Annotated in this window: 18 protein-coding genes and 3 pseudogenes; 14 read left to right on the top strand and 7 right to left on the bottom strand. The window is 70.2% G+C overall.

Annotation, left to right across the window (positions count from 1 at the left end):
• Nucleotides 1-329: 329 nt before the first annotated feature.
• Entirely contained in the window at nucleotides 330-1,601 is a 1,272-nt protein-coding gene (locus GWK61_RS05695) for a sensor histidine kinase (RefSeq protein ID WP_194905695.1), read from the bottom strand.
• Entirely contained in the window at nucleotides 1,598-2,260 is a 663-nt protein-coding gene (locus tag GWK61_RS05690; RefSeq protein ID WP_194905694.1) for a response regulator transcription factor, read from the bottom strand. Before GWK61_RS05690 ends, GWK61_RS05695 begins: the two co-directional genes overlap by 4 nt.
• A gap of 384 nt (nucleotides 2,261-2,644) precedes the next feature.
• Between GWK61_RS05690 and GWK61_RS05685 the strand changes: the two genes are divergently transcribed.
• Both GWK61_RS05685 and GWK61_RS05680 read left to right on the top strand, forming a co-directional pair.
• Nucleotides 2,645-3,916 carry a cation:proton antiporter domain-containing protein gene (locus tag GWK61_RS05685; protein WP_194905692.1) on the top strand — a complete coding sequence of 424 codons (1,272 nt, stop codon included), beginning with the start codon at nucleotides 2,645-2,647 and terminating at the stop codon, nucleotides 3,914-3,916.
• A gap of 10 nt (nucleotides 3,917-3,926) precedes the next feature.
• The gene (locus GWK61_RS05680) at nucleotides 3,927-4,589 is read left to right on the top strand and encodes a hypothetical protein (protein ID WP_194905682.1); all 663 of its coding nucleotides are present in this window, start codon (nucleotides 3,927-3,929) and stop codon (nucleotides 4,587-4,589) included.
• Here GWK61_RS05680 and GWK61_RS05675 read toward each other — a convergent pair.
• The 3 genes from GWK61_RS05675 to GWK61_RS05665 form a co-directional block, all read right to left on the bottom strand.
• Nucleotides 4,586-5,143 (bottom strand): GNAT family N-acetyltransferase, encoded by a 558-nt coding sequence (locus tag GWK61_RS05675; RefSeq protein ID WP_194905679.1) that lies wholly within the window; start codon nucleotides 5,141-5,143, stop codon nucleotides 4,586-4,588. The genes GWK61_RS05680 and GWK61_RS05675 overlap by 4 nt on opposite strands.
• A gap of 81 nt (nucleotides 5,144-5,224) precedes the next feature.
• Entirely contained in the window at nucleotides 5,225-5,944 is a 720-nt protein-coding gene (locus GWK61_RS59310; protein ID WP_194905677.1) for a response regulator transcription factor, read from the bottom strand.
• Nucleotides 5,945-6,092: 148 nt separating this feature from the next.
• Complete coding sequence (locus tag GWK61_RS05665) at nucleotides 6,093-6,452, bottom strand: ester cyclase (protein ID WP_194905715.1); 360 nt, start codon at nucleotides 6,450-6,452, stop codon at nucleotides 6,093-6,095.
• A gap of 418 nt (nucleotides 6,453-6,870) precedes the next feature.
• Between GWK61_RS05665 and GWK61_RS05660 the strand changes: the two genes are divergently transcribed.
• Nucleotides 6,871-7,287: a YybH family protein gene (locus GWK61_RS05660; protein WP_194905675.1), complete on the top strand. Its 417-nt coding sequence runs from the start codon at nucleotides 6,871-6,873 to the stop codon at nucleotides 7,285-7,287.
• A gap of 107 nt (nucleotides 7,288-7,394) precedes the next feature.
• Nucleotides 7,395-9,194 (top strand): cytochrome c biogenesis protein/redoxin, encoded by a 1,800-nt coding sequence (locus GWK61_RS05655; RefSeq protein ID WP_323747418.1) that lies wholly within the window; start codon nucleotides 7,395-7,397, stop codon nucleotides 9,192-9,194.
• Between the two features lie 1,023 nt (nucleotides 9,195-10,217).
• Here GWK61_RS05655 and GWK61_RS05650 read toward each other — a convergent pair.
• Nucleotides 10,218-11,201, bottom strand: a complete 984-nt coding sequence (locus GWK61_RS05650) for an Lrp/AsnC family transcriptional regulator (protein WP_194905673.1) — start codon at nucleotides 11,199-11,201, stop codon at nucleotides 10,218-10,220.
• Between the two features lie 132 nt (nucleotides 11,202-11,333).
• On the opposite strand from GWK61_RS05650, the gene GWK61_RS05645 reads away from it, so the two are divergent.
• From GWK61_RS05645 to GWK61_RS05610, 9 genes and pseudogenes are all read left to right on the top strand, one after another.
• Complete coding sequence (locus GWK61_RS05645; protein ID WP_228561794.1) at nucleotides 11,334-12,797, top strand: carboxylesterase/lipase family protein; 1,464 nt, start codon at nucleotides 11,334-11,336, stop codon at nucleotides 12,795-12,797.
• 262 nt (nucleotides 12,798-13,059) lie between these two features.
• Entirely contained in the window at nucleotides 13,060-13,545 is a 486-nt protein-coding gene (locus tag GWK61_RS05640; RefSeq protein ID WP_194905672.1) for an AMIN-like domain-containing (lipo)protein, read from the top strand.
• 132 nt (nucleotides 13,546-13,677) lie between these two features.
• A pseudogene (locus GWK61_RS61505) lies at nucleotides 13,678-14,067 on the top strand (D-alanyl-D-alanine carboxypeptidase); the annotation flags it as partial.
• A gap of 15 nt (nucleotides 14,068-14,082) precedes the next feature.
• A pseudogene (locus tag GWK61_RS61500) lies at nucleotides 14,083-14,418 on the top strand (D-alanyl-D-alanine carboxypeptidase); the annotation flags it as partial.
• Between the two features lie 95 nt (nucleotides 14,419-14,513).
• Nucleotides 14,514-15,278, top strand: coding sequence for an NYN domain-containing protein (locus GWK61_RS05630; protein ID WP_194905668.1), 765 nt, complete (start codon nucleotides 14,514-14,516; stop codon nucleotides 15,276-15,278).
• Between the two features lie 101 nt (nucleotides 15,279-15,379).
• Nucleotides 15,380-16,198, top strand: coding sequence for a carboxymuconolactone decarboxylase family protein (locus tag GWK61_RS05625; RefSeq protein WP_194905665.1), 819 nt, complete (start codon nucleotides 15,380-15,382; stop codon nucleotides 16,196-16,198).
• Between the two features lie 174 nt (nucleotides 16,199-16,372).
• Nucleotides 16,373-17,104, top strand: a complete 732-nt coding sequence (locus GWK61_RS05620) for a TetR/AcrR family transcriptional regulator (protein ID WP_194905663.1) — start codon at nucleotides 16,373-16,375, stop codon at nucleotides 17,102-17,104.
• Nucleotides 17,101-18,701, top strand: a pseudogene (locus GWK61_RS05615) (MFS transporter). Before GWK61_RS05620 ends, GWK61_RS05615 begins: the two are co-directional and overlap by 4 nt.
• Nucleotides 18,702-18,770: 69 nt before the next feature.
• Entirely contained in the window at nucleotides 18,771-19,400 is a 630-nt protein-coding gene (locus GWK61_RS05610) for a hypothetical protein (protein WP_194905662.1), read from the top strand.
• 121 nt (nucleotides 19,401-19,521) lie between these two features.
• On the opposite strand, the gene GWK61_RS05605 is transcribed toward GWK61_RS05610, so the two are convergent.
• Entirely contained in the window at nucleotides 19,522-19,857 is a 336-nt protein-coding gene (locus GWK61_RS05605) for an RNA polymerase-binding protein RbpA (RefSeq protein WP_194905660.1), read from the bottom strand.
• A 632-nt stretch (nucleotides 19,858-20,489) separates the two neighbouring features.
• Here GWK61_RS05605 and GWK61_RS05600 point away from each other — a divergent pair.
• Entirely contained in the window at nucleotides 20,490-23,261 is a 2,772-nt protein-coding gene (locus GWK61_RS05600; protein ID WP_194905659.1) for a pectate lyase-like domain-containing protein, read from the top strand.
• Nucleotides 23,262-23,326: the final 65 nt, after the last annotated feature.

Below are 23,326 nucleotides of genomic sequence, written 5' to 3'. Positions count from 1 at the left end.
CGCCGTGCTGGGATCTGTAGCGTTGAGCTGAGATCTATACCGCCGACTTGTCGCCGCACCATACTTCGCGGCCGCGGCGAAAAGCCATGAAAGGCCCTATCGGCGCGGCCCTCAGCGGACACTGTTCAGCGCGGTGGATTCCATCGTTCGCGCAGACAGCAGCGGGCGCGGACCTGTTTCGGGGGGCGGTGCGGCGGTGTCCCGCCGGCGAGACAGGGGTCTGATTCGCGCGGGCTGGATGCGGTTGCCGCCGCTGCCGACGCCACTGCCATCGCCACTGCCGGCACGGCACCGCACCGCACTGCGCTGCCGGCCAGTCGGCTACTCGGCTACTCGGCCGCCACGATCACCGGCGGAGGTTCCGAACCGGCGCGCGCCGCGGCCCGGGCCGGGACCGGGCGGAACCCGATCCGGACGTCGAGTCCGCCGTCCGGGCCGGGGCCGGCGCGGAGTTCGGCGCCGTGGGCGAGCGCGATCGCGGCGACGATGGACAGGCCCACGCCCAGGCCGTCCTGCTCGGAGTGGCCCCGGGTGGTGTCGAGCCGGTGGAAGGGCTCGAAGAGCGCGTCGATCTGGGTGGGTGCGATCTCCGGGCCGCTGTTCACCACCCGCAGCGCCGGCCGGCCGGCGTCCAGGCCGGTCCAGACCGTGATCCGGCCGTCGGGCACGTTGTAGCGGACGGCGTTGTCGACCAGGTTGCCGATCAGCCGCTCGATCAGCCCCGCGTCGCCCTCGGTGCGCGCCACGCCGAAGGAGGCCTCGATCCGGCAGCGCCGGGCGGCGGCCTCGTCCTCGAACGCGTCCACGCACTGCGCGGCGGCCTCGGCCAGGTCCAGCTCGACGCGGACGTCGAGGCCGCGCTGGCTGCGGGCCAGGGTCAGCAGCGCTTCGATGAGCCGTTCCAGGTGCTGGTTGCTCACCAACACGCGCTGACAGGTCCGGCGCAGGTCCGGGGTGGTCGCGTCGGGATCGGCCAGCGCGATCTCCAGCAGGCTGCGGCTGAGGGTCAGCGGGGTGCGCAGCTCGTGCGAGGCGTTGGCCACGAACCGGCGCTGGGCCTGGAAGGCGTCCTCCAGCCGTTCGAGCAGTCCGTCGAAGGTGTCGGCCAGGCCTTTGATCTCGTCCTGCGGGCCCTGCACGGCGAGCCGTCGATGCAGGCTGCGTTCCGAGATCGCCCGCGCGGTCAGCGCCATCGTCCGCAGCGGACGCAGTGCCCGCCGGGCCATCAGCCAGCCCAGGCCGACGGAGATGACCGTCATGCCGGCCAGCACCGCGCCCGAGGCCACCAGCAGCTTCCGCATGTCCACCGACTGCCGGGACGCCACGCCGATCGGGCCGGGCGCCGGTACCGACGTCGGCACCAGCAGTGGCGTCGGCAGTGGCAGCGACCCGGGAACGCCCGACGGCATGGTCGGCATGCCCAGCGGCAACGCGGACGGAACCGACGGCGCGGGCGGCGCGACGGTGAGCAGGTTCAACGGCCGCGCCACCAGGTAGAGGATGAAGAGCAGCAGCGTGCCGCTCACCACGAACAGCGAGCCGTAGAGCAGCGCCAGCCGCAGCTGGAGCGTCCACCGCGGCCGCCCGCGGAAGCCGGTCATTCCCCGACCAGCCGATAGCCCGCCTGGGGAACCGTCTCGATGAGCGGTGGATCGCCGAGCTTGCGGCGCAGCCGGCTGATGGTGACCTTGACCGTGTTCGTGAACGGGTCGGCCGCCGCGTCCCAGGCGCGTTCCAGCAGTTCCTCCCCGGACACGGCCCGGCCCTGCGCCGACAGCAGCAGTTCGAGCACCGCGAGCTCCTTGGGGCTCAGCGGCAGCCGCTGCCCGGCCCGGAACACGACCTGCCGCCCGGGATCCAGGGTGAGGTTCCCGTGCGCCAGCGTCGGCGGCAGCGCGGGCTGGTTGCGCCGCAGCAGCGCCCGGATGCGGGCCACCAGCTCGGCGAACGCGAAGGGCTTGGGCAGGTAGTCGTCCGCACCGCAGGCCAGCCCGTCGACCCGGTCCTCGACCGTCGCGGCGGCGGTCAGCATCAGCACCCGGGCCGGATGCCCCTGCGCCACCAGGGCCCGGCACACGTCGTCCCCGTGCAGGCCCGGCAGGTTGCGATCGAGCACGATGACGTCGTACCGGGCGCTCGCGGCGATCTCCAGGGCGCTGGGACCGTCCAGGGCCACGTCGACGGCCAGCCCTTCCCGGCGCAGGCCGGCCGCCACGGTCTCGGCAAGCTCGCGGTGGTCTTCGACCACCAGGATCCTCATGGCTCTGCGATCCCCTTCCGCGTCGGCGGGCGGTTCCCCGACGACCCGGCCGACCGCTGGGATACCCCGCCGGTTTTATCAGTGTAATGTCTTACCACCGCCCGCGCAGTGCTGGGAATCCCGGACACGCCGGGGCCGGCGTTCCGCCGAATCGATCAGTCGGTCGTTTTCCGCGACCGGTCCGCGGACGTGCGCATTCCCCCCGACCTCGGCGTCTGCCTGGGGAATTTCTTATCGCGAATCCCGCCACCGGGCCGCCCGCCGACCACGTCGGCTGTCGCCTCTCGCAGAACCCTGATGCAACAATGAGCCGCCTTTCTTCCGTCCTGCGCCGATCCCTGCCTCCTCCGCGGGCCGGCGATGCCCGGAAAGGACGACTTCATCATGACCAGCCACCAGATCACGCTCCTGTTCCTCGACCTCGCCCTCATCCTGGTACTGGCCCGGGCCGCCGGCGCCGTGGCCCGCCGCGTGCGCCAGCCCGCCGTCATCGGCGAGATCCTGGTCGGCATCCTGCTCGGTCCGACCCTGTTCGGCTCCACCCTCGACCGCTGGCTCTTCCCCACCGCGCTGCGGCCGCCGCTGAGCGCGCTGGCCGACCTGGGCATCGCCCTGTTCATGTTCATCATCGGGCTCGAACTCGACCACTCGCTGCTGCGCGGCATGCGTACCACCGCCGCCGGCATCGCGGCGGGGGCGATGGTCGTCCCCTTCGCCCTGGCCATACCGCTCGCGCTCTGGATGTCCCGCAGCCAGCCGCCGGAGCACCGGGCCGGATTCGTGCTCTTCCTGGCCACCGCGATGTCGATCACGGCCTTCCCGGTCCTGGCCCGCATCCTCGCCGACCGCGGCATCATCCGCACCGCGCTGGGCGGCGTCGCCCTGGCCGGCGCGGCCATCTGCGACCTCGTGGCGTGGACCCTGCTGGCGGTGTCGATCGCCATCGCCACGCCGCACGGCACGGCACCGTGGAAGATCGCGCTGGTGCCGCCGTTCGTCGCCGTGGCGTTCCTGGTAGGACGCCGGACGCCGCGCACCCCGGCGACACCCGACGCCCCGACACCCGAGGTACCGACATCCGGCGCGCCACGACCCGCGGCGGCGAGGCCGGGCCTGGCCCTCGTCATGGCGGCGGTCCTCGGCTCGGCCGCCTTCCTGGAATGGACGGGCCTCAACTTCATCTTCGGCGCGTTCCTGATCGGCACGATCGTGCCGCGGGAACACACCGCCCCCATCCGCGCGGCCATCGAGCAGATCAGCGTCATGCTGCTGATGCCCGCCTTCTTCATCATCGCCGGCCTGGCCGTCGACCTGTCGCACCTGGGCATCAGCGGCGTCGCGACCCTCCTGCTGATCATGGCGGTCGCGGTCGGCGGCAAGTTCGCCGGAACCCTCGCCACCGCACGCCTCCTGGGCATCAGCGGCCGCCAGTCCGCCGCGCTGGGGGCGCTGATGAACACCCGCGGCCTCACCGAGCTGATCGTGCTCACCACCGGCGTGCAACTGGGCATCCTGGACCACCGGACCTATTCGATGATGGTGGTCATGGCCCTGCTCACGACGATCATGACCGGGCCGCTCCTGGACTGGCTGCGTCCCCTCCACAACCTCACCGCGGACGTCGACACCGCGTCGGCCGTCGGTGGTCGCGCCTAGTGTCCTGTCCATGGACGCGAACACGAGTTGGGCTCGGTTGGATGCGACGCTTCAGGAGCGCGGCCTGGCGGGGCTCGTCCGATACGCCGAACCCACCGACGTCGAAGATCAGGGAGCTGATCTAGGGCGCTGCCCGAGCGAGGAAGAAGCGCGGGCGCTGCTGCCCGAGTCGTACCGGCGGTTCGTCGCGGCGTACCGGTGTCCGGCCATCGAGCCGTGGGGTCTGGTGGACGCCGAGGACGAGGACACGGAGGACGACGACGCAGAGGACGAGGACCCGAACGAGCGGATCGGCGACGCCGTGAGCTTCTTCGAGTTCCTGCCGTACCACCGGATGCGCCGGGCGACGGGCACGATGGGGCATCCGGGACGGCTGTGGGTGGACGTGCGGGCGGAGCGCGAACGCGGCGAGTACCGCTGGGAGTTCGTCATGTTCGCCGCGTTCGACGCCGCCGAGGGATGCGGCTGGGCGTTCTGGCCGGGCGCCGACGAATCGGACGGGACCGACGAGCCCCAGGTGTGGTACGTCGAGGACAGCTTGCCCGAGCACCAGGTCGGCACGTTCGCCGAATGGCTGGAGGGGATGGTCGCCAAGACGTTGACGGGCTTGGCGAGCATCGGCCTGGTGGACTCGGGCCTGGTGGACTCGGGCTTGGTGGACTCCGCAGACTAGTCGGAGGTCGGCCGCCACTCCCGCCTGAGCAGCCCGTAGACCCACGAGTCGGAGACCACGCCGTTGACGATGCAGTCCTCCCGCAACGTCCCCTCGCGCACGAAGCCGAGCTTCTCCAGCACGCGGGCAGATCCCACGTTGCGCGTGTCGGTCTCGGACTGGACGCGATTCAGGTCCAGCGTGTCGAACGCCCACTCCAGGAGAGAGCGCCCGGCTTCGGTCGCGTAGCCGTGGCCCCACGCAGCATCGTCGAAGCAGTAGCCCAGCGAGGCGCTGCGGAAGTCCGGGTTCCAGCCGGCCAGGGTGCACCAGCCGATGAACGTCCCGTCGGAGACACGATCCACGGCCAGCCGCGCCCCGGAGGCCTCCTTCTCCATCTCCCGACACCGGGCGATGAACTGCTCGGCACGCGCACGCTCGGTCCACGGCGGGCTGTCCCAGTAGCACAGCACGTAGGCGTTGCTCTGCAGCGCGAAGAGGTCGTCCGCATCCGTGTCTTCGAAGGCACGCAGTCGAAGGCGAGCGGTCTGCAACGAGGGGGTGGGCAGCGACATGCTGGAACCTTCCCATGATCGGCAACCGATCAATCAGACATCCGTTGCCGGCCACTCGCAACGAGTTTTCTCTACCCCCGCTCAGGCAGTCGCCAGCTCCACCGCCGCCCGGGTCCCCGGAACGAAGCGGTAGCCGGTGCCGAACTCGGTGAGCAGGTGCACCGGGTGCTGCGGGTCGGCTTCGAGCTTGCGGCGCAGTCGCGCCATGTGGAAGCGCAGGTGGCCGGTGTCGCCGGCCGTTTGGCCCCAGACCTCGCGCAGCAGGCGGGCGATGCTGACGAGCTGGTTCGGGTGCCGCAGGAGCGGTTCGAGGACTGCCCATTCGGTGCGCGTGAGGCGAACGCCGACGCCGTCGCGGGTCACGGTGCGCGCCGCGAGGTCCACCGTGCTTGGCCCGATGACAAACCGGACGGCGGCCGAGGCGGCTGCTTCGCCTGCGAACTCGCGGCGTCGCAGCACCGCACGCACGCGCGCGATGAGCTCCTCCATAGAGAACGGCTTGTTGACGAAGTCATCCGCTCCCGCGTCGAGCACGCGTACCTTCTCCGCCTGCTCGGTACGCCCGGAGAGCACCACGATCGGCACCTCGGTCCAGCCGCGCAGGCCGAGGATGACATCGGCGCCGTCCATATCGGGCAGGCCCAGGTCCAGGAGCACGAGATCGGGCCGGTGCCGCGCCACGGACGCGAGCGCGTCCACACCGCGGCCGGCCGTCTCGACCTCGTACGAGCGGGCCTTCAGGTTGATGCGGAGAGCTCGCAGGAGCTGCGGCTCGTCGTCCACGACAAGGATTTTCGTCACTGGCGCCGTTGCCTTTCGGTGGCGGGACTACGTGGTACCAGTGAACGTCCGGTGTATGAGGACGCTGCGTGCCACTCGCGCGACGCAAACACGGTCGGCACCAACGCAAACACCCCGCCTGCGAGATGCGCCGGAGGTCCGGATGCCCTCAGTTCCCGCAGACGCTCTTCACCGCGGCCGAATCCGTCGCGCCGGCGTCGCCAGCCGGTCGGCCGGGCGGAATACGCCAAGCCGCCCTGCCCGTCGGCGCGACCACGCTGCCACCCGGCAACGTCATCTGCCCGGTGAAGGTCCCGGTGACCCGGGTGACCACGGTGATCCAGTCGCCGGCGCCGAACTGCACCGGGTACGGGTCGTTCGCCACGTGGACGTCCGGGAAGATGCCGAAGAACCGCTGCATCGCCTCGGCGTGCGCGGCACGGCCGTACAGCGGGGCATGGTTGCCCTGGACGTAAGCGCGAAGGCGGCGGCGGAGGCGGCGCGACCGCCATCCAGACCTGCCCGGTATCCAACAACTGCGTCCTGACCGGAGACCCGGCCAACGATCCCCGCCTGCTCGTCGCCTCCGGCGGCGGTGGAGGCTTCCCCGAACCTCTGAACAGCGGCGGCGGAAACGGAAACGGCTCCGGCGGCGTCGCCGGACAGGACGGCGCCCAAGGCGGCGACTTCGGCATCGGCGGGGGCGGCGGCGGGGCCGGGTCGTCCTACGCCTCGCCGACGCTGGTCACCGAGGCAGACGCCGTCCCCGACACGACCGGCAGCCCGACCCTCACCTTCTCCTACACCCTGCCCGAGGCAGCCGCGGCGGCGCCCGCAGCCAGGCGCGCGCGGTAGAGGGCCGCCGATGCTCTGCCTGGCCGGGCAGGTAATGTCGGCTTCATGTGGACCCGGTTCGGGACCGACCCCACTTGAGAAGCGAGTCAGCCATGAACACCCAGGACACCGCCGACACCCGCATCGTCGACCCGGCCCGCCTCCCCTTCGTGTACCAGGACGCGCTCAACGCCGGGGACGCCGACGCCGTCGTCGCACTGTTCCACCAGGACGCGACGATGCACACCTTCAGCGGCAAAGTCCTCACCGGCCACGAGGCGCTGCACGCCGAGGCGGCCCAGTCGATCGCGGCAAAGGCGCGCCTGACCAACACGCTCAAGTCCACCCTGATCGGCGGCGACACGGCCCTGATCAGCGTCGACTGGGTCCTCGAAGCGACGTTGCCGGACGGCACCGGGATCTCGCCGACCGGAACGACGACGGCCGTCGCCCGCCAGTCCGCCGACGGGTCGTGGCGGTTCGCCATCCTCAACTGCGAAGGGGCCGCCGGATCTCCCGGTTGGTCGTAGTCCGACCGCCGGCACACCCCGCTGCCCGGCGGCGCCATTTCCTTACAGATCGGTGACGGAGCCCGCGTCGTCAGCAGACCATCAGTCTTCCGATGCAGGATGAAGACGTGATCACTCTGGTACTGATCGGGCTGGTGGGCGGACTCATCACCGGCATCTCGCCGTGCGTTCTGCCGATGCTGCCGGTGCTGTTCTTCACCGGCGGGGCCGCAGGCGCCGGCGACCGCCCGGGAGCGCCGGAGCCGGCAGGACTGTCAGACCTGTCAGACCTGTCAGACCCGTCGCGGCGCCGCACCAGCCGACGTCCGTACCTCATCGTGGCCGGGCTGGTCCTGAGCTTCAGCGTCTTCACGCTGCTCGGGACGCTGGTGGTGAGCGCCTTGCCGGTGCCGAAGGACATCATCCGGTGGGCCGGCCTGGTCGTGCTGGTGCTGCTCGGCATCGCCATGATGTTCCCGCGCGTGGAGGACCTGCTGGAGCGGCCCTTCAACCGCATCCCGCAGCGCCGGGTCGCCGACGAGCACGGCGGCTTCGTTCTCGGGCTGGCGCTCGGCACCGTCTACGTGCCCTGCGCCGGTCCCGTGCTCGCGGCCATCACCGTCGCCGGCGCCTCGGGGCGGATCGGGGTCGGGACGGTGGCGCTCACTGTCGCGTTCGCCGTCGGCACCGCGCTGCCGTTGCTGGCGTTCGCCCTGGCCGGTCGGCGGGTGGCCGAACGGGTGCGGGCGTTCCGCAGCCGGCAGCGCGGAGTGCGGATCACGGCCGGCGTCGTCGTCATCGCGCTGGCCGTGGCGCTCACGTTCAACGTCACCGACGCCCTGCAGCGCGCCGTCCCGGACTACACCTCGAACCTGAACGCCGCGCTCGACAAGTCAGGGGCCTCACACGCCCTCGCGCCGGCGTCGCCCAAGGCGCTCGCGAACTGCGTGCAGGCGCAGATGACCACGTTGGGCGACTGCGGCCGGGCTCCGGCGATCTCCGGCATCCAGCAGTGGTACAACACCCCGGCGGGCGCCGCGCTCACCCCGGCCTCGTTGAGCGGCAAGGTCGTGCTCGTCGACTTCTGGGCCTACTCCTGCATCAACTGCCAGCGCGCCATCAAGCACGTGCAGGCCTGGTACAGCGACTACGCCGCCGACGGCCTGGTGGTGATCGGCGTGCAGACCCCCGAGTACACCTTCGAGGCCGACCCCGGCGACGTCGCGGCCGGCGCGAAGCGCCTGGGGATCACGTATCCGGTCGCGCTCGACAGCAAGTACACGACCTGGAACAGCTTCGGCAACGACTCCTGGCCCGCCGACTACCTCATCGACTCCACCGGCGAGGTCCGTTTCGCCTCGGCCGGCGAGGGCGCCTATTCGAACACTGAGTCGCTCATCCGCCAACTCCTCACCGCGGCGCACCCCGGCAGCCCCGCCCTCGCCCTCCTACGCGGCAGCGCAGGGCGGCACCCAGTTCGCGATGCCCCCGCTCGCCAAGCCGCCGGCGGAGACCACCCTGTTCTGGGCCTTCAACCAGGCCACCGACGTCGCCAACGGCCACGGCCTCCCCGACGGCTCCTGGGACTGGGTCCACGCCACCCGCTACCGCCCCCTGACCTCCGACGACCCGGGCTGGAGCACCCGCGACAAGGACGGCACCACGGTCTTCCAGATCAACTCGGTCGGCATGGACCAGCCCTCGGCCATAGCCTTCGGCAACGCCGTGACCCTGAACCGCACGGTGGACAAGGGCACCATCAAGATCCTGAGCCGCCAAGTCAGCGAATACGGCGAGGACGTGGTGTTCACGGTGAAGGACAAGTCCGGCACCCTGCACCAGGGCACGGCGACCACCCTGTACCCGACCTGGGAGGCGAACGCCCCCGGCGAGGTGACGGCGCTGGTGTGGGACGCTTCCTGAGCTGAGCTGACTGCCTTCCGCAGGCCCGGCGCGCTTCGGTGCGGCGGGCCTGCGGGCTTTTGGCGGCGGGGGCACGGGCGGCCAGCGATCAGCAGCCGCCAGACCAAGCGGGTGCGCAGTGACTCGGACCGGCGCGCGGTCGTGTTCGCGAAAACCGGCGGCCGCCAGTGCAACCCATGCTGCTCAACCTAACTGACCCCGCGCTCGAAGACTCACCGCCGCGTGTGCGCACCGAGTGGACCCCGTCCACACCACAGGCGGGGTTTGTCCCGGTTCCCTCGTCGCTGTCGGCGGGCTCTGCCAATCAGATCGGCCAGGCGGTGTCAAGTCGCACGCAGCCCGGCCACAGCAGCAGCGGTCCGACTTGATACCGCCTGGCCGAGCCAATGCCGCGTAGTTAAGGATTCTGAGGCCTTGTCAACTAGGACAATTTGACCCTCAACGCTGTTCGATATGCCCTGATTGCTGTAGTTCGATGGCTGCGAGGTGTCGTATCCAAGGCTCCGCCTGGTCAAATTGAGCACAGTTGACAGCAGGCCAGAATCCTTAACTACGCGGCATTGCTGGCCGAGCTGATTCCGTTCACGGCGACGACAGCGATGAGGGAACCGGGACGAAGGCGACCAACACTCAGACCGGCGGCGGCGCGCGGGGTTGGTCATCCCTCCGAGCAGAGGCCGCTCGCCGCGCAGGCGCCTGCTCTTGATTTTTGGTGCCCACCACACGTGGCCGGCAGCCGCCCGCACCACGTGTGCGCAGTGACTCGGACCGGCGCGGGTCTTGTCCATCCAAACCGGCGGCCGCCAGCGCGACACTCGGGGCACAACCGAACTGCGTCCCCAGCGAGGCCATCCAACCATGCGCGAAGCCGTAAAAAGCTCTTAAAAACCACAAACAAACCGCACCCACCACACCCACCCGACACCAGCCACCAGCCACCCGCACCCGCACCGACACATAAAGCAGGGAGCGCCGAAAAAGCCGGGGACATCTCGGTCGCGCGAAGCCGACGGAGAAGTTCGTTCCGTTCACCTGTCCTGATCGGAAGTACGGATCCGGCCGGTCCGTTTGACCGAGCTGAGGATGGGCGTCACCTCCATAGCGCGCACGTCGTCGAGCGCTCCGACGGTCTCGGTCAGGAGCGCGTAGAGCCCGTTGAGGTCTTCGGCCGCGACGGCCACCAGCAGGTTGGTGGCCCCTGTCGTCGCGGCGGTGAAGCGCACCTGCGGGTGCCGACTGAGGGTGCTGCCGATCAGCTCCGTGCTGCCCGGGCCGGTCGCGATCCACAGCAGCGCCTCACTCACGATGCCGAGCAGGCTGAGGTCGACTTCGCAGGCCAGGCGCACCATGTGGGCTGACACCAGGGTGTCCAGGCGGCGGCGTACCGTCGATGCGGAAGTACCCAGTGCGGTGGCCAGTTCGCTGTAGCCGACGCGTCCGTCGAGCGCCAGCCGGTCGATGAGAGCTTCGTCGAGCGGTTGGATCTCGGGCGCGTCGGTCGGGGTGTGAGCGTGCGAAGCCATGGCGTCGAACTGCTCGGCCGGCAGCAGGCCGGCACTCCAGGTGAAGCCGGCGGGGAACACCTTCAACAGGTCGTAGGCCTCCCACGAAAGCACGTCGGCGGTGGCCGGCAGATCCCGCAGCAGCAGCGAGTTGCGCGCCTCGGGACCGTCGAGAAACAGCACGCTGCTGATCTCGTTGCCGCCGCCGAGGACGTCGACCCATATCGTGTCCGGCCGGCGCGCCAGGCCTGCGGCGATCGCCTTGATGCGGCTGGGGCGGCAGCGGATCCGCAGGGCCATCGGGATGATCCGGGGGAAGCGCGCGGGATTGCGGACGGCCGTGGGGCGCAGCGTGCCGTCGTGCAGCAGCGGCGCGGCTCGGCGCACGATCGTGCGCTCGGAGAGGTCCAGGACCTCGGCGACGGTGCGCCACGACGCCCGCGGCGCGGCCATCAGGACCGCGGCGATCCGGCGATCCGTCTCATCCAGCGTGCGTATCGACTGTCTCATAATCACCAGTATTGGATCTGTGGTGTCTTAAATCTCGCAGACTAGCATCATATCTCGCCGGTTTTATGCGTCTGGCGATACACCAGACGCATACCAGCAGTGACCAGGAAACCGACACAGAAGGTGAGACGGATGACCATGACGAACCGCCCGATCGTCGACACCGAGTCCGGCAGCGTCCAAGGCGTCGCCGAGGACGGGGTCGCCGCGTTCCGCGGCATCCCCTACGCGGCCTCGCCGGTCGGGGACCTGCGGTTCGCGGCCCCGCGGCGGCACCCGAAGTGGTCGGGCCCGCGCGACGCCTCGCGCCCCGGCCCGTCCGTTCCGCAGGCCGCCTCCCGGCTCGAAGCGGTCATGGGACCGCGCGCCCGGGACTGGGACGAGGACGGCTCGCTCACCGTCAACGTCTGGACGCCGCGCCTCCTCCCCGACGGCGGCTCGGCCGCACGTGCTCTGCCGGTGCTGGTGTGGTTCCACGGCGGCGGTTTCTCCAGCGGATCCGGCGGCTGGGACTGGTACGACGGCCGGAACCTGGCCGCCTCCGGCGAGGTCGTCGTGGTCACCGCCAACTACCGCATCGGCCCGCTGGGCTACCTCCACCTGCCGGAGCTCGGGGTGGACAACCTCGGCGTGCAGGACCAGGGCGCGGTCCTCGCCTGGGTCGAGCGCAACATCGCCGGGTTCGGCGGAGACCCTGAGGCGGTCACGGTCGGCGGCCAGTCGGCCGGCGCCTTCTCGGCGCTGCACCTCGCGGTGTCGCCGGTCACGGGCCCGCTGGTCAAGCGGGTCGTCACCCAGAGCGGCCCGTTCGGGCTCGCACCACAGGACCCTGCCGAGGCGACGGAGCACACGCGGCGCTTCATCGAGATCCTGGGCCTGAGTGGCAGCCTCGACCTGCTCGCCGGGCTGCGCGCGGTCCCGGCCGACCGTCTGCTGACTACCTACGGACAGCTCGCCGGCGAGCTCTCCCGGCCGGGCAACGTCGCGCCGCCGATGTTCCCGGTTCTCGGCGGCGCCGGGATTCCGGTGCGGTGGGAGGAGGCACTGGCCGCCGGCCGGTTGGCCGGGAAGGAGCTTCTGACCGGGACCACCAGGAACGAGATGAGCTCGTTCTTCGCCTTCGACCCGCGGATCCAGGCGATGGACGCCGACCAGGCGCGCGTGTTGGTGGCCGGGCAGGTCGAGCACGGCGCCGACCGATACGACCGCGCTGCGGCCGGACGCCCGAACGCGCGGCCCGCCGACGTGCTCACCGAGGTCGAGACCGGGATCATGTTCCGCGACGGCACCCTGGCCGTCGCCGACCACCAGGCCGCGGCCGGCCACGCCACCTACGTCTACGAGTTCGACTACGTCCCGGCCGGCGATCCCGCGCACATCGGCGCCGCACATTGTGCCGAGCTCCCCTTCTTCTTCAACACCGTCGACGCCTATCCCGACGCCCCGATGCTCGGTACGCCGACCGCCGAGGTGCGCCGACTCGCCGCGGAGTTCTCCGGCGCGGCGGCCGGCTTCGTCGCCACCGGGCGTCCCGCCGACGAGACGTGGCAGGCGTATGACGCCGCGGATCCAGCGACGATCCGGCACTTCGCCTGAGAGGGCCGGCGCCACGCCGTGTAACCGGATCCGTGGCGGAAATACGACGTTCCGACGATGCAACGCAATACCGCGAACAAGGTGTTGAGGTCAGGCCCCTGGAAGCCCCCTGTCACCCCGTCGACCTGCGACGGGCGGGTTGGACACCCATCGCGCGCACAGCCGTTCGCGCCTTACAGTGGTGCCGCCGGTGGTCTACACCGGTTGACGGAAAAATGGGGGCGCGCGGTTCTCGCGCGCGCAGTGCGGAAGGGACTTCACCATGCTGTCGAAGTACGGGGTAACGGGGCGCGGCGGCCGGCAGGCGGCCGTCGTGGCGGGCGCGATCGGGCTGAGCCTGGCGGCGGCGCTGCCGGCGAACGCGGCCACGCACACCGCCGACGCGGGATCCCACTTGCTGGGATTCAGCGTGCAGAGCTATTCGACCTATGACCGTGTCATCCTCAACGTGAGCAGCGTCCCGGGCTACACCGTGACCGCCACCGACGTGCTGACCCGGGACAGCTCGGGCAAGGACGTCACCCTGCCCAACTCCAACACCTACCTCAACGTCGAGCTGAACCCCTCGGACATCAGCGGCTTCTCCGGCCCGACCCAGATCACCACCGGTGACCCCGAGGTGGCCGCCGTGGCGGAGCTGAGCTCCTTCGAGGGATACACCCAGGTGGGCATCGGCCTGGACCACGCGTCCAGCTACACGGTCACCGTGCTCGACTCGACCCACCTGGCGATCGACGTCGCCCACTAGCGGCTCATCCGCCGCATCGCACTGTGGCTTCGCCCCGGGGATCGGTTTCCCGGGGCGAAGCCGTTCTCGGGGAGCCGCTGACAGGTCCTGCCGGAATATCAACACGCTCACAACGCATGGGGGAACCGGCGTATGTCATCCAGCTCCAACAATTCCACCGGCCACCGCAAGGCCAAGGCCGGCCGCGCGACGGCTCGCCGGGCCGCCGTCCTCGCGGTGGCGGTGCCCGTCGCCACCGCCGTGCTGATCGGCCAGGGCACGGCGTTCGCCGCCGCGAAGCCGGTCGGCACCGCCACCGCGCACCGCGCCCCGGACTCCGCCGACGATCAGATCGCGAAGAACCTCGACGCCCGGATCCAGGACCCGCGCCTGGCCGGCAGCACGCTGAGCGGCGTCGTCGTGGACGCCGGGTCGGGGCAGGAGGTCTGGGGCCGCAACGCCGCGACGACGCTGATGCCCGTGTCCACCATGAAGCTCGCCACCACCACCGCGGCGCTGACCGTGCTCGGTCCGGACCACCGGTTCACCACCGAGGAGACCATCTCGAAGATCCTCCAGGTGGACGGCGACCCGGCCTACAGCTGGCTCCTCAAGCCCATCGTGGACGGCCTGCCGGTGGCCGGCGAGGCGGGCAGCACGCTGGGCCCGGAGTGGGACCGCTTCACCACGCCCGAGTCGAAGTGCGCGGTCGGCAAGGTCATGGCCAAGACCGGCACGCTGACCGGTGCCATCGCGCTGAGCGGCTTCACCAAGGCCGAGGACGGCCGCTGGAAGGTCTTCTCGTTCGTGGAGAACAACGCGACCACCGCCAACAGCGACGTCAAGCACACCTTCGACGGCCTCGCGGCGACGGTCAACGGCTGCTGGGCGTAGGCGGCACGCGCGTGTCGCGGTCCGCCGGGCCGCGACACGCGCAGCAGGTGCGACGTTGACAGCTATCGTAGACAGCGTCGAAGGGAGCAGAACCCGTGGTCACAGAGAACCCGGTCAAGCTTGCGGTGCTGATCGACGCCGACAACGCCCAGCCCGGCAACGCGGAGACGCTGCTCGCCGAGATCGCCAAATACGGGACGGCGCACGTCAAGCGCGCCTACGGCGACTGGACCGGCACCAGCCTCAAGGGCTGGAAAGAGCACCTGCTGGCGCTGAGCATCCAGCCGATCCAGCAGTTCGCCTACACCTCCGGCAAGAACGCCACCGACGCCGCGATGGTCATCGACGCGATGGACCTGCTGTATTCGGGGCGCTTCGACGGGTTCTGCATCGTGTCCTCGGACAGCGACTTCACCCGTCTGGCCGCCAGGATCCGGGAGTCCGGGCTGATCGTCTACGGCTTCGGGGAGCGCAAGACGCCGAAGCCGTTCGTCGCGGCGTGCGACAAGTTCATCTACACCGAGAACCTCGCCTTCACCGACGAGGTCGTCCCGGAGACCGCGGCGAAGCCGACCACCCGGACCGAGGTGTCGAAGCTGCGCGGCGACGCGAAGCTGGTGACCCTGCTGCGCAACGCGGTGGAGGCGGCCAGCGACGAGGACGGCTGGGCCGGCCTGTCGAGCGTGGGCCAGATCCTGACGAACCAGCAGCCGGACTTCGACTCCCGCACCTACGGCTTCCCCAAGCTCAGCAACCTGGTGATCGCGACCGGCCTGTTCGACGTCGACCGCCGGAGCGCCGGCGAAGGCACGTCGGCCCAGATCCGGGTTCGCGACAAGCGCTACGAGTCGCGCGCGTAGGGGCGTAGGGGGTATCTCAGGCCCCGCCGAGTCCTGGCCTAGCCTCTAGTCAGCCGGACGAGACGATCTGTCTCGTCCGACCGGCGAGAAGGAGCAGAACCATGACCGGCACCGCACCTCAGCCCGACGCCCGCTACGACCGCGGCCTGGCCCTGCTCACGCAGGTCGGCGGGGAGAACACGCCCCGGGTGCTGGCCGGCATGGCCGACATCGCGCCCGATCTGGCGCGGCTGACCGTCGAGTTCTACTCCGACATCTACTCCCGGCCCGGGCTGACGCTGCCGCAGCGGCAGATCCTCAACATCGCCGCGCTCACCGCGCTGGGCACGGCCGCCCCGCAGCTGCGGCTCCACATCGACGGCGCGCTCAACGTCGGGGTCACGCCGACCGAGATCGTCGAGGTGATCATGCACATGACCGTCTACGCCGGGTTCCCGGCCGCGCTCAACGGGCTCGGCGTCGCGAAAGCCGCCTTCGCGGACCGGACCGACCTGGACTGGTCCCCGGTCCCGGCCCCGATCGACGCGCAGGAGACCCCCGAGCAGCGCTACGCGCGGGGCCTGGCCGCGCTCCAGGCCGTCGACGGGCAGGCCGGCGAGCGGGTGCTGGCGGCGCTGGCCCCGGTCTCGCCGGACTTCGCGCGGCTGCTGGTCGAGTTCTCCTTCGCCGACATCTACTCCCGGCCGGGCCTGGACCTGAAGACCCGCGAGCTGGCCACGGTCGCCGCCTGCACGGCGCTGGGCACCGCCGCCGCGCAGCTGCGCGTGCACCTCCACGGCCTGCTCAACGTCGGCGGCACCCGGGAGGAGGCGGTCGAGGTGATCATGCAGATGTCCGGGTACGCCGGGTTCCCAGCCGCGCTCAACGGCATCGCGGCGGCGCGCGAGGTGTTCGCCGAGCGGGACGCGGCCGGCGAGTAGCCGCCTGTCGGAACCACCCCCCCATCGAGCCCGGGGTGGCCACTGTCACAGTGGCCACCCCGGGCTTCGGGTTTGCGAAACGGAGTAGTTTCGATACGATGTAGTTCCGAGACGACATCGTTCCGATACAGATTCGTTCAGCAACTCCTACCGCAGTGAGTGGGGTGAGCACCGATGACCCAGACCACCACCAGTACCGGCACCAGTACCGGCACCAGCACCAGCACGAGTACCGGCACCGCCGAGACCACACAGGCCGGCCACGCCCCCGGGCGCAAGCGCGACTCCTCCCGGGACGACGCCCTGTGCCAGGCCGCGCTGGAGCTGCTGGCCGACGTCGGCTACGACCGCCTGACGATCGACGCCGTCGCCGCGCGCGCCGGAGCCGGCAAGGCGACGTGCTACCGCCGCTGGGCCGGCAAGGCCGAGCTCGTCGTCGACGCGATCGGCCGGATGAAGGCGGCGCCCGAGCTGCCCGACACCGGCACGCTGCGCGGCGACCTGGTCGCGCTGACCTGCCACTTCCACGACCCCGAGGACACCTTCCGGACCGCGGTCCAGGCCGGGCTCGTCTCGGGCCTGGTCCGCGACGCGAAGCTGCGCGAGGTGTTCGCCGAGCAGTTCATCGCCCCGCGCAAGGCGGTGTTCCGCACGGTCTTCGAGCGGGCGATCGAGCGCGGCGAGATCGCGCCGGTCCCGAACTACGAACTGATCTCGGACATCGTCCCGTCCATGGCCTTCCACCGGATGATCATGACCGGCCGGACGCCCGACGCGACGTTGATCCAGACAATCCTGGACCAGATCGTGCTCCCCCTGGTCACCGCCCCGATCCAGGGCGATGCCCGGCGACAGACCCAGAGCCCCACCGAAAGTCCCACGAAGACAAGGACCCTCTCGTCATGACCGAGTCGACAGCACAGCCCTTGGATCGGGCACAGCCCTTGGATCAGACACAGCCCTTGGATCAGACACAGATCCTCGACCCGAGGCGGTGGCGGGCCCTGGCCTTCATCGCCCTGGCCCAGCTGATGGTCGTCCTGGACGGCACCATCGTGAACATCGCCCTTCCGTCCGCACAGCGCGACCTGGGCATATCCGACGCCAACCGGCAGTGGGTGGTCACCGCCTACGCCCTGGCCTTCGGCGGTCTGCTGCTGTTCGGCGGACGCATCGCCGACCGCTGGGGACGCCGCCGCGCCTTCCTCATCGGCCTGATCGGCTTCGCCGGCGCCTCCGCGCTGGGCGGCGCCGCCGTCAACACCGCCATGCTGCTCGGCGCCCGCGCCTTGCAGGGCGCCTTCGGCGCGATCCTGGCCCCGGCGGCGCTGTCGCTGCTGACCGTCACGTTCACACAGCCGAAGGAGCGCGCCAAGGCCTTCGGCATCTACGGCGCCATCTCCGGCGGCGGCGCGGCCGTCGGCCTGCTGCTCGGCGGTCTGCTCACCGAATACGCGAACTGGCGCTGGACGCTGTACGTCAACGTCCTGTTCGCCGTGGTCGCGGTGGCCGGCGCGGTCTTCGAGATCAAGGAGCCCGAGGGCACCCGCAACCACAACCGCCTGGACGTCCTGGGCATCGTGCTGGCCGGGGCCGGCCTGGCCTCGCTGGTCTACGGCTTCAACAAGGCCGAGACCGACGGCTGGAGCTCGACCACCACGCTCGGCTTCATCATCGGCTCGGTGGTGCTGCTCGCGGCGTTCGTCTTCTCCCAGACGCGCGTGGCCGCCCCGCTGCTGCCGCTGCGCGTCATCACCGACCGCAACCGCGGCGGCGCGTACCTGACCATCGGCATCGCCGTGGTCGCGATGTTCGGCGCGTTCCTGTTCCTCACCTACTACCTGCAGGTCGTGCTGGGCTACAGCCCGCTCAAGAGCGGCCTGGCGTTCCTGCCGATGGTCGTGGGCATGATGGCCGGCGCGACGCAGGTCGCCGTCCGGTTGCTGCCGAAGGTCCCGACCAAGTTCCTGATGGTGCCCGGCGCCGTGATCGCCGCCCTGGCGATGCTGATCCTGACCCAGATCTCGGTCGGCGGCTCCTACACCACGCACGTCCTGCCCGCGCTGCTGATGCTCGGCTTCGGCATGGGCCTGGTGTTCATGCCGGCCATGAACCTGGCGACCCACGGCGTCCGGCCGCAGGACGCCGGCGTCGCCTCGGCGATGGTCAGCACGTCCCACAGGTCGGCGGCGCGATCGGCACCTCGCTGCTGAGCACGATCGCCAACAGCGCCACCGCGAACTACGCCAAGAGCCACGCCGCGGGCGTCCACTCCGCGGCGGGCGGGGCGCAGCTGAAGCTCTCCGCCATGGTCCACGGCTTCTCCGTCGCCTACTGGATCGCGGCCGGCCTGCTGACCGTCGCCGCGATCTCGGCGGGCGTGCTGGTCAACGCCCGGCCGCAGCAGCACGGCGGCCGGCCCGAGGGCGGCTCCGGCACCGGCGACACCGGTGCGGGGCACGCCGACACGATCGAGGACGCGGTCCCGGTCTTCGCACACTGACACCCGCACAGCACGAACTGCCCGGCCGCGGCACCACCCCCGCCGCGGCCGGCAGTGGGGGAGATCGACATGCACACGACGTTGCAGGCTCCTACTCATTCCAAGACCACCGGACCGACCGCGGCCATCCTCGACGCGGCCCGCGAACTCGGCACCGCGCCGCACCGTGTGAAGCGGTTGCGCTCGCGCATGCTGACGGTGCTCGTGGCCTGCTCTGCCGGCCTGGGCGCCTGGATCGTCTACCTGGCGATCTCCATGCCGACCGGCTACCGCTCGAAAGCGTGGTCCGCCGCGTGGGTCGGCTTCGACATCCTGCTGCTGCTCGCCCTGACCGGGACGATGGTGGCGGCCATGCTCGGACGGCAGATCGTCATCATGCTGGCGGTGTTCACGGCGACGCTGCTGCTGTGCGACGCGTGGTTCGACATAGTGCTGGACTGGGGCACGTCCGACGTGTGGGGCAGCCTGGCCTCGGCGGCGTTCGTCGAGGTGCCGCTCGCGCTGTTCCTGCTGGCCCGGGCGCGCAGGCTGGTCCGGCTCTTCGTTTCGCGGCGCTGGCACGAGCTCGGGCTTCCGGGCGAGCCTCCGGCGCTGTACCGGATCCCGTTGTTCTTCTCGGGGGAGACGGCCGTGGCGTCGGCCACGGCGGCTCCGACGTCAGGATCGGTATCCGGACCGGAAGCGACGATCTGCGAATAAGTTCTCAGTCGGAGCACCAGAATCAGCCCCCTGACCAGGATCGGTCAGGGGGCTGTGCACGTCTCGGATCGTGTCTCGGGTCTCGTCTCGGGCGCCTGCCACGGCACCCGCCGGGCTCAGCTCACGAACCCCCGCGGAGCTTCGACAAAGCCTCGGCCAACAGGATCTCCGCGTCGGCGTCGGTGCGCCGCTCGCGGACGTACTCCAGGTGACTCTTGAAGGGGGCCGCCAGCGCGGCGCTCGGCGGGTTCTCGGGGTCCGGGCCGGCGGGCTGACCGCAGGCCTGGCACTCCCAGGTCTCCGGTACCGTCGCCGTGACCGCGAAGACCGGGCGCGTCACGTGGCCGCTGGCGCACCAGAAAGTCACGGTGACCTGCTCGACCGTGTTGCCGCGTTCGGACTCACCCATCGGTCCCGCGCCGATCCTGCTGCCACGGATGCCGCTGCTTCGAGCCATCGTCTGGAGCCTCCTGTGGGGTGACGGCCGGCCCCTGACCGAGTGGTCGAGCCGTACCGACATCACGACAGTACGCCGTCGCGGCGGCCACTCTGATCACGAAAAGGGAGCAATACGCCCCGGAGGGCCGGTGACCCGGGGTCGGGACCGGTCGATCGCGGCCGCTCAGCGGGGTGGTTTGTCAGGGTTCACGAGAGTCGCGCCTCACTCGTCGGGAGCCGTGCCGATACTCACGATCTCGCTGGAATTCGCAGTGAGTTCGCAGTGAGTTCGCTGAGACACGCGTGTTGCTTCGGGTCGCGGCACGCTCCCACGCCATCTCCCGCAGGTGCCTCGGCGCTGATCGCAGCATGACGCAGTGTCATGCGTTGCTCAAGGTCTCCTCAACGGGTGTGGCTCCGGTGTGGACGACATCTTGACGAGCCCCCGGAACACGAGTTCAATCACGTCGTGAAATAAGGGCTTGCTCACGGTGTGAAACAAGTCTGTCATCGGGTGCGGCCGGTGATGCCCAGCGCTCCTGCGCGTGGGTGCCGTGTGCCGGCCCGTCTCTCCCTCAAGCCACGTGGCGATCTCAGCCTGCTCCACCCCCTGAAGGACAAACCAGTACAAGGCGGGAGAAGATGAGACACTTGCGCATCACGCGACTGTTCGCGCGCGGCCCTGCGAACCGGCATCGGGCCGGCGGGGCGAGTCGGACCGGCGGTGCCGGACGCGCGGCCCTCGGCCTGGCGATGATCTCAGCGCTGGCGTTGACGGGCGCGCCGTCCGTCGCGCACGCGGTGGGCAGCGGCCCCTTCGGCGGGACGGCTGCCGCGGTTCCCGGCACGGTTCAGGCCGAGAACTACGACACCGGCGGCCAAGGCGTGGCCTACAACATCGCCAGCACCAACGGATCGGCCAACAGCTACCGCACCGACGGCGTCGACCTCGAAGCGACCACGGACACCGGCGGCGGATACGACGTCGGCTGGACCGCGGCCGGCCAGTGGTTCGACTACACCGTGAAGGCCGCCTCGGCCGGGACCTACACGGTGAGCCTCAGACTCGCCTCGCCGAACGGCGTGACCGGCGGCCTGCACATCGCCAACGCCGCCGGGACGAACCTGTCGGGCGCGGTGAACGTGCCGGCCACCGGCGGCTGGCAGACCTGGACCACCGTGACGACCAGCGTCACGCTCCCGGCCGGGCAGCAGACGCTGACCGTGTACCAGGACAACGGCGGCTGGAACCTCAACAGCTTCTCCTTCGCCGGCACAGCGAGCGGTGAAGGCCCCTACGGCGGGACTCCCGCAGCGCTGCCCGGCACGCTCCAGGCCGAGAACTACGACACCGGCGGCCAGGGCGTGGCCTACAGCGTCGCCGGCACCAACGGATCGGCCAACAGCTACCGCACCGACGGCGTCGACCTCGAAGCGACCACGGACACCGGCGGCGGATACGACGTCGGCTGGACCGCGAGCGGACAGTGGTTCAAGTACACGGTCAACGTCGCATCCGCGGGCACGTACTCGGTCGGGTTGCGACTGGCCGCGCCGAACGCCGTGACCGACGGCCTGCACATCGCCGACAGCGCGGGCACGAACCTCTCCGGGAACATCGACGTCCCGGCGACCGGCGGCTGGCAGAACTGGACCACCGTGTCGGCGAGCGTCACGCTGCCGGCCGGCCGGCAGACCCTGACGATCTTCCAGGACAACGGCGGCTGGAACATCAACGACCTGACGGTCGCGGCCGGCGGCTGCGGGACCAGCTGCGGCGGCACGCCGGACTTCGGGCCGAACGTGTTCGTCTTCGACCCGTCGATGTCGTCCTCGACGATCCAGAACCAGATCAACTCGGTCTTCAACTCGCAGCAGAGCAGCGAGATGGGCACCGGCCGCTACGCCCTGCTGTTCAAGCCGGGCACGTACAACGTGGACGTGCCGGTCGGCTTCTACACCCAGGTGCTCGGCCTCGGGCAGTCCCCGACGCAGACCACCATCAACGGCGGCGGGGTGCACGCGGACGCGAACTGGAACGGCGGCAACGCGACCATCAACTTCTGGCGCGACGCCGAGAACCTGACCGACAGTCCGTCCTCCGGCGACACCGTGTGGGCGACCTCGCAGGCCACTCCCCTGCGCCGGATGAACATCAACGGCAACCTGGAGCTGTCGCTCAACGGCTACTCCTCCGGCGGCTTCGTCGGCGACTCGGTCGTCACCGGTCAGGTGAACTCCGGCAGCCAGCAGCAGTACATGTCCCGGAACGACCAGTTCGGCAGCTGGAGCGGCGCGAACTGGAACATGGTGTTCACCGGTTCGACCGGCGTGCCGGGCACCAGCTTCCCGAGCCCGCCGGACACCTCGGTCGGGACCACGCCCACGATCTCGGAGAAGCCGTACCTGTACGTCGACGGCTCCGGGAACTACAACGTGTTCGTGCCGGGCAACCAGGCCAACCGGTCGGGCACGAGCTGGAGCAACGGCAACACCCCCGGCAGCTCGCTGCCGATCAGCTCCTTCTACATCGCGAAGCCCGGCGACAGCGTGGCGACGATCAACTCCGCGCTCGCCTCGGGCAAGAACCTGCTGTTCACGCCGGGCATCTACCAGGTCAACGGCACCATCAACGTGACCCGGCCGGACACCGTCGTGCTCGGACTGGGCCTGGCCACGCTGGTGTCGAACGGCGGCAACACGATCCTGTCCACCTCGGACGTCGACGGCGTCCACATCGGCGGGCTCATGTTCGACGCCGGCACCACGAACTCCCAGGTGCTGGTGCAGATCGGGCCGTCCGGTTCGAGCGCGGGCCACGCGAGCGACCCGACCGTGCTGTCCGACGTGTTCGCCCGCATCGGCGGCGCGACGGTCGGCCGGGCGACGCAGACCGTGGTGGTCAACAGCTCCAACGTGATCGGCGACGACCTGTGGTTGTGGCGCGCCGACCACGGCAACGGCGGAACCGTCGGCTGGAACACCAACACCGCCGCCAACGGTCTGGTGGTCAACGGCGCCAACGTCTCCATGTACGGCTTGGCCGTCGAGCACTACCAGGCGGTCCAGACGCAGTGGAACGGCAGCGGCGGGCGGGACTACTTCTACCAGAGCGAGATGCCGTACGACGTGCCGAATCAGGGCTCGTGGTCGGACAACGGGGCCCGCGGGTACCCCTCGTTCGACGTGTCCGGCTCGGCCACCGGATTCCAGGGCTACGGCCTCGGTGTCTACTGCTTCTTCAGCACGAACAACAGCATCGTGTCGGACAACGCCTTCACCTCGGAGGCCTCCGGCGCCGGCTGGCACGACCTGGTGACGGTCTCGATCACCAACGCCGGATCGATCGCGAACGTGATCAACGGCGTCGGCGGTCCGACCCCGAGCAACACGTCGGCGGTGGATGTGACCAGCTATCCGTGATGCCGGCTGAATGACAGCTGAATCTGCTTGATCGTGGCGGGTTCGCGAGCCTGACGGCTCGCGGG

The organism is Catenulispora rubra (assembly GCF_015356825.1).
Taxonomy (GTDB): domain Bacteria; phylum Actinomycetota; class Actinomycetes; order Streptomycetales; family Catenulisporaceae; genus Catenulispora; species Catenulispora rubra.
This window is presented reverse-complemented; position numbering and strand designations above follow the sequence as displayed.

Bases quoted from the DNA above. Each gene is read 5' to 3' on its own strand.
- GWK61_RS05695 (WP_194905695.1), bottom strand. From the start codon at position 1,601: ATGACCGGCTTCCGCGGGCGGCCGCGGTGGACGCTCCAGCTGCGGCTG.
- GWK61_RS05690 (WP_194905694.1), bottom strand. From the start codon at position 2,260: ATGAGGATCCTGGTGGTCGAAGACCACCGCGAGCTTGCCGAGACCGTG.
- GWK61_RS05685 (WP_194905692.1), top strand. From the start codon at position 2,645: ATGACCAGCCACCAGATCACGCTCCTGTTCCTCGACCTCGCCCTCATC.
- GWK61_RS05680 (WP_194905682.1), top strand. From the start codon at position 3,927: ATGGACGCGAACACGAGTTGGGCTCGGTTGGATGCGACGCTTCAGGAG.
- GWK61_RS05675 (WP_194905679.1), bottom strand. From the start codon at position 5,143: ATGTCGCTGCCCACCCCCTCGTTGCAGACCGCTCGCCTTCGACTGCGT.
- GWK61_RS05660 (WP_194905675.1), top strand. From the start codon at position 6,871: ATGAACACCCAGGACACCGCCGACACCCGCATCGTCGACCCGGCCCGC.
- GWK61_RS05650 (WP_194905673.1), bottom strand. From the start codon at position 11,201: ATGAGACAGTCGATACGCACGCTGGATGAGACGGATCGCCGGATCGCC.
- GWK61_RS05645 (WP_228561794.1), top strand. From the start codon at position 11,334: ATGACCATGACGAACCGCCCGATCGTCGACACCGAGTCCGGCAGCGTC.
- GWK61_RS05640 (WP_194905672.1), top strand. From the start codon at position 13,060: ATGCTGTCGAAGTACGGGGTAACGGGGCGCGGCGGCCGGCAGGCGGCC.
- GWK61_RS05625 (WP_194905665.1), top strand. From the start codon at position 15,380: ATGACCGGCACCGCACCTCAGCCCGACGCCCGCTACGACCGCGGCCTG.
- GWK61_RS05620 (WP_194905663.1), top strand. From the start codon at position 16,373: ATGACCCAGACCACCACCAGTACCGGCACCAGTACCGGCACCAGCACC.
- GWK61_RS05610 (WP_194905662.1), top strand. From the start codon at position 18,771: ATGCACACGACGTTGCAGGCTCCTACTCATTCCAAGACCACCGGACCG.
- GWK61_RS05605 (WP_194905660.1), bottom strand. From the start codon at position 19,857: ATGGCTCGAAGCAGCGGCATCCGTGGCAGCAGGATCGGCGCGGGACCG.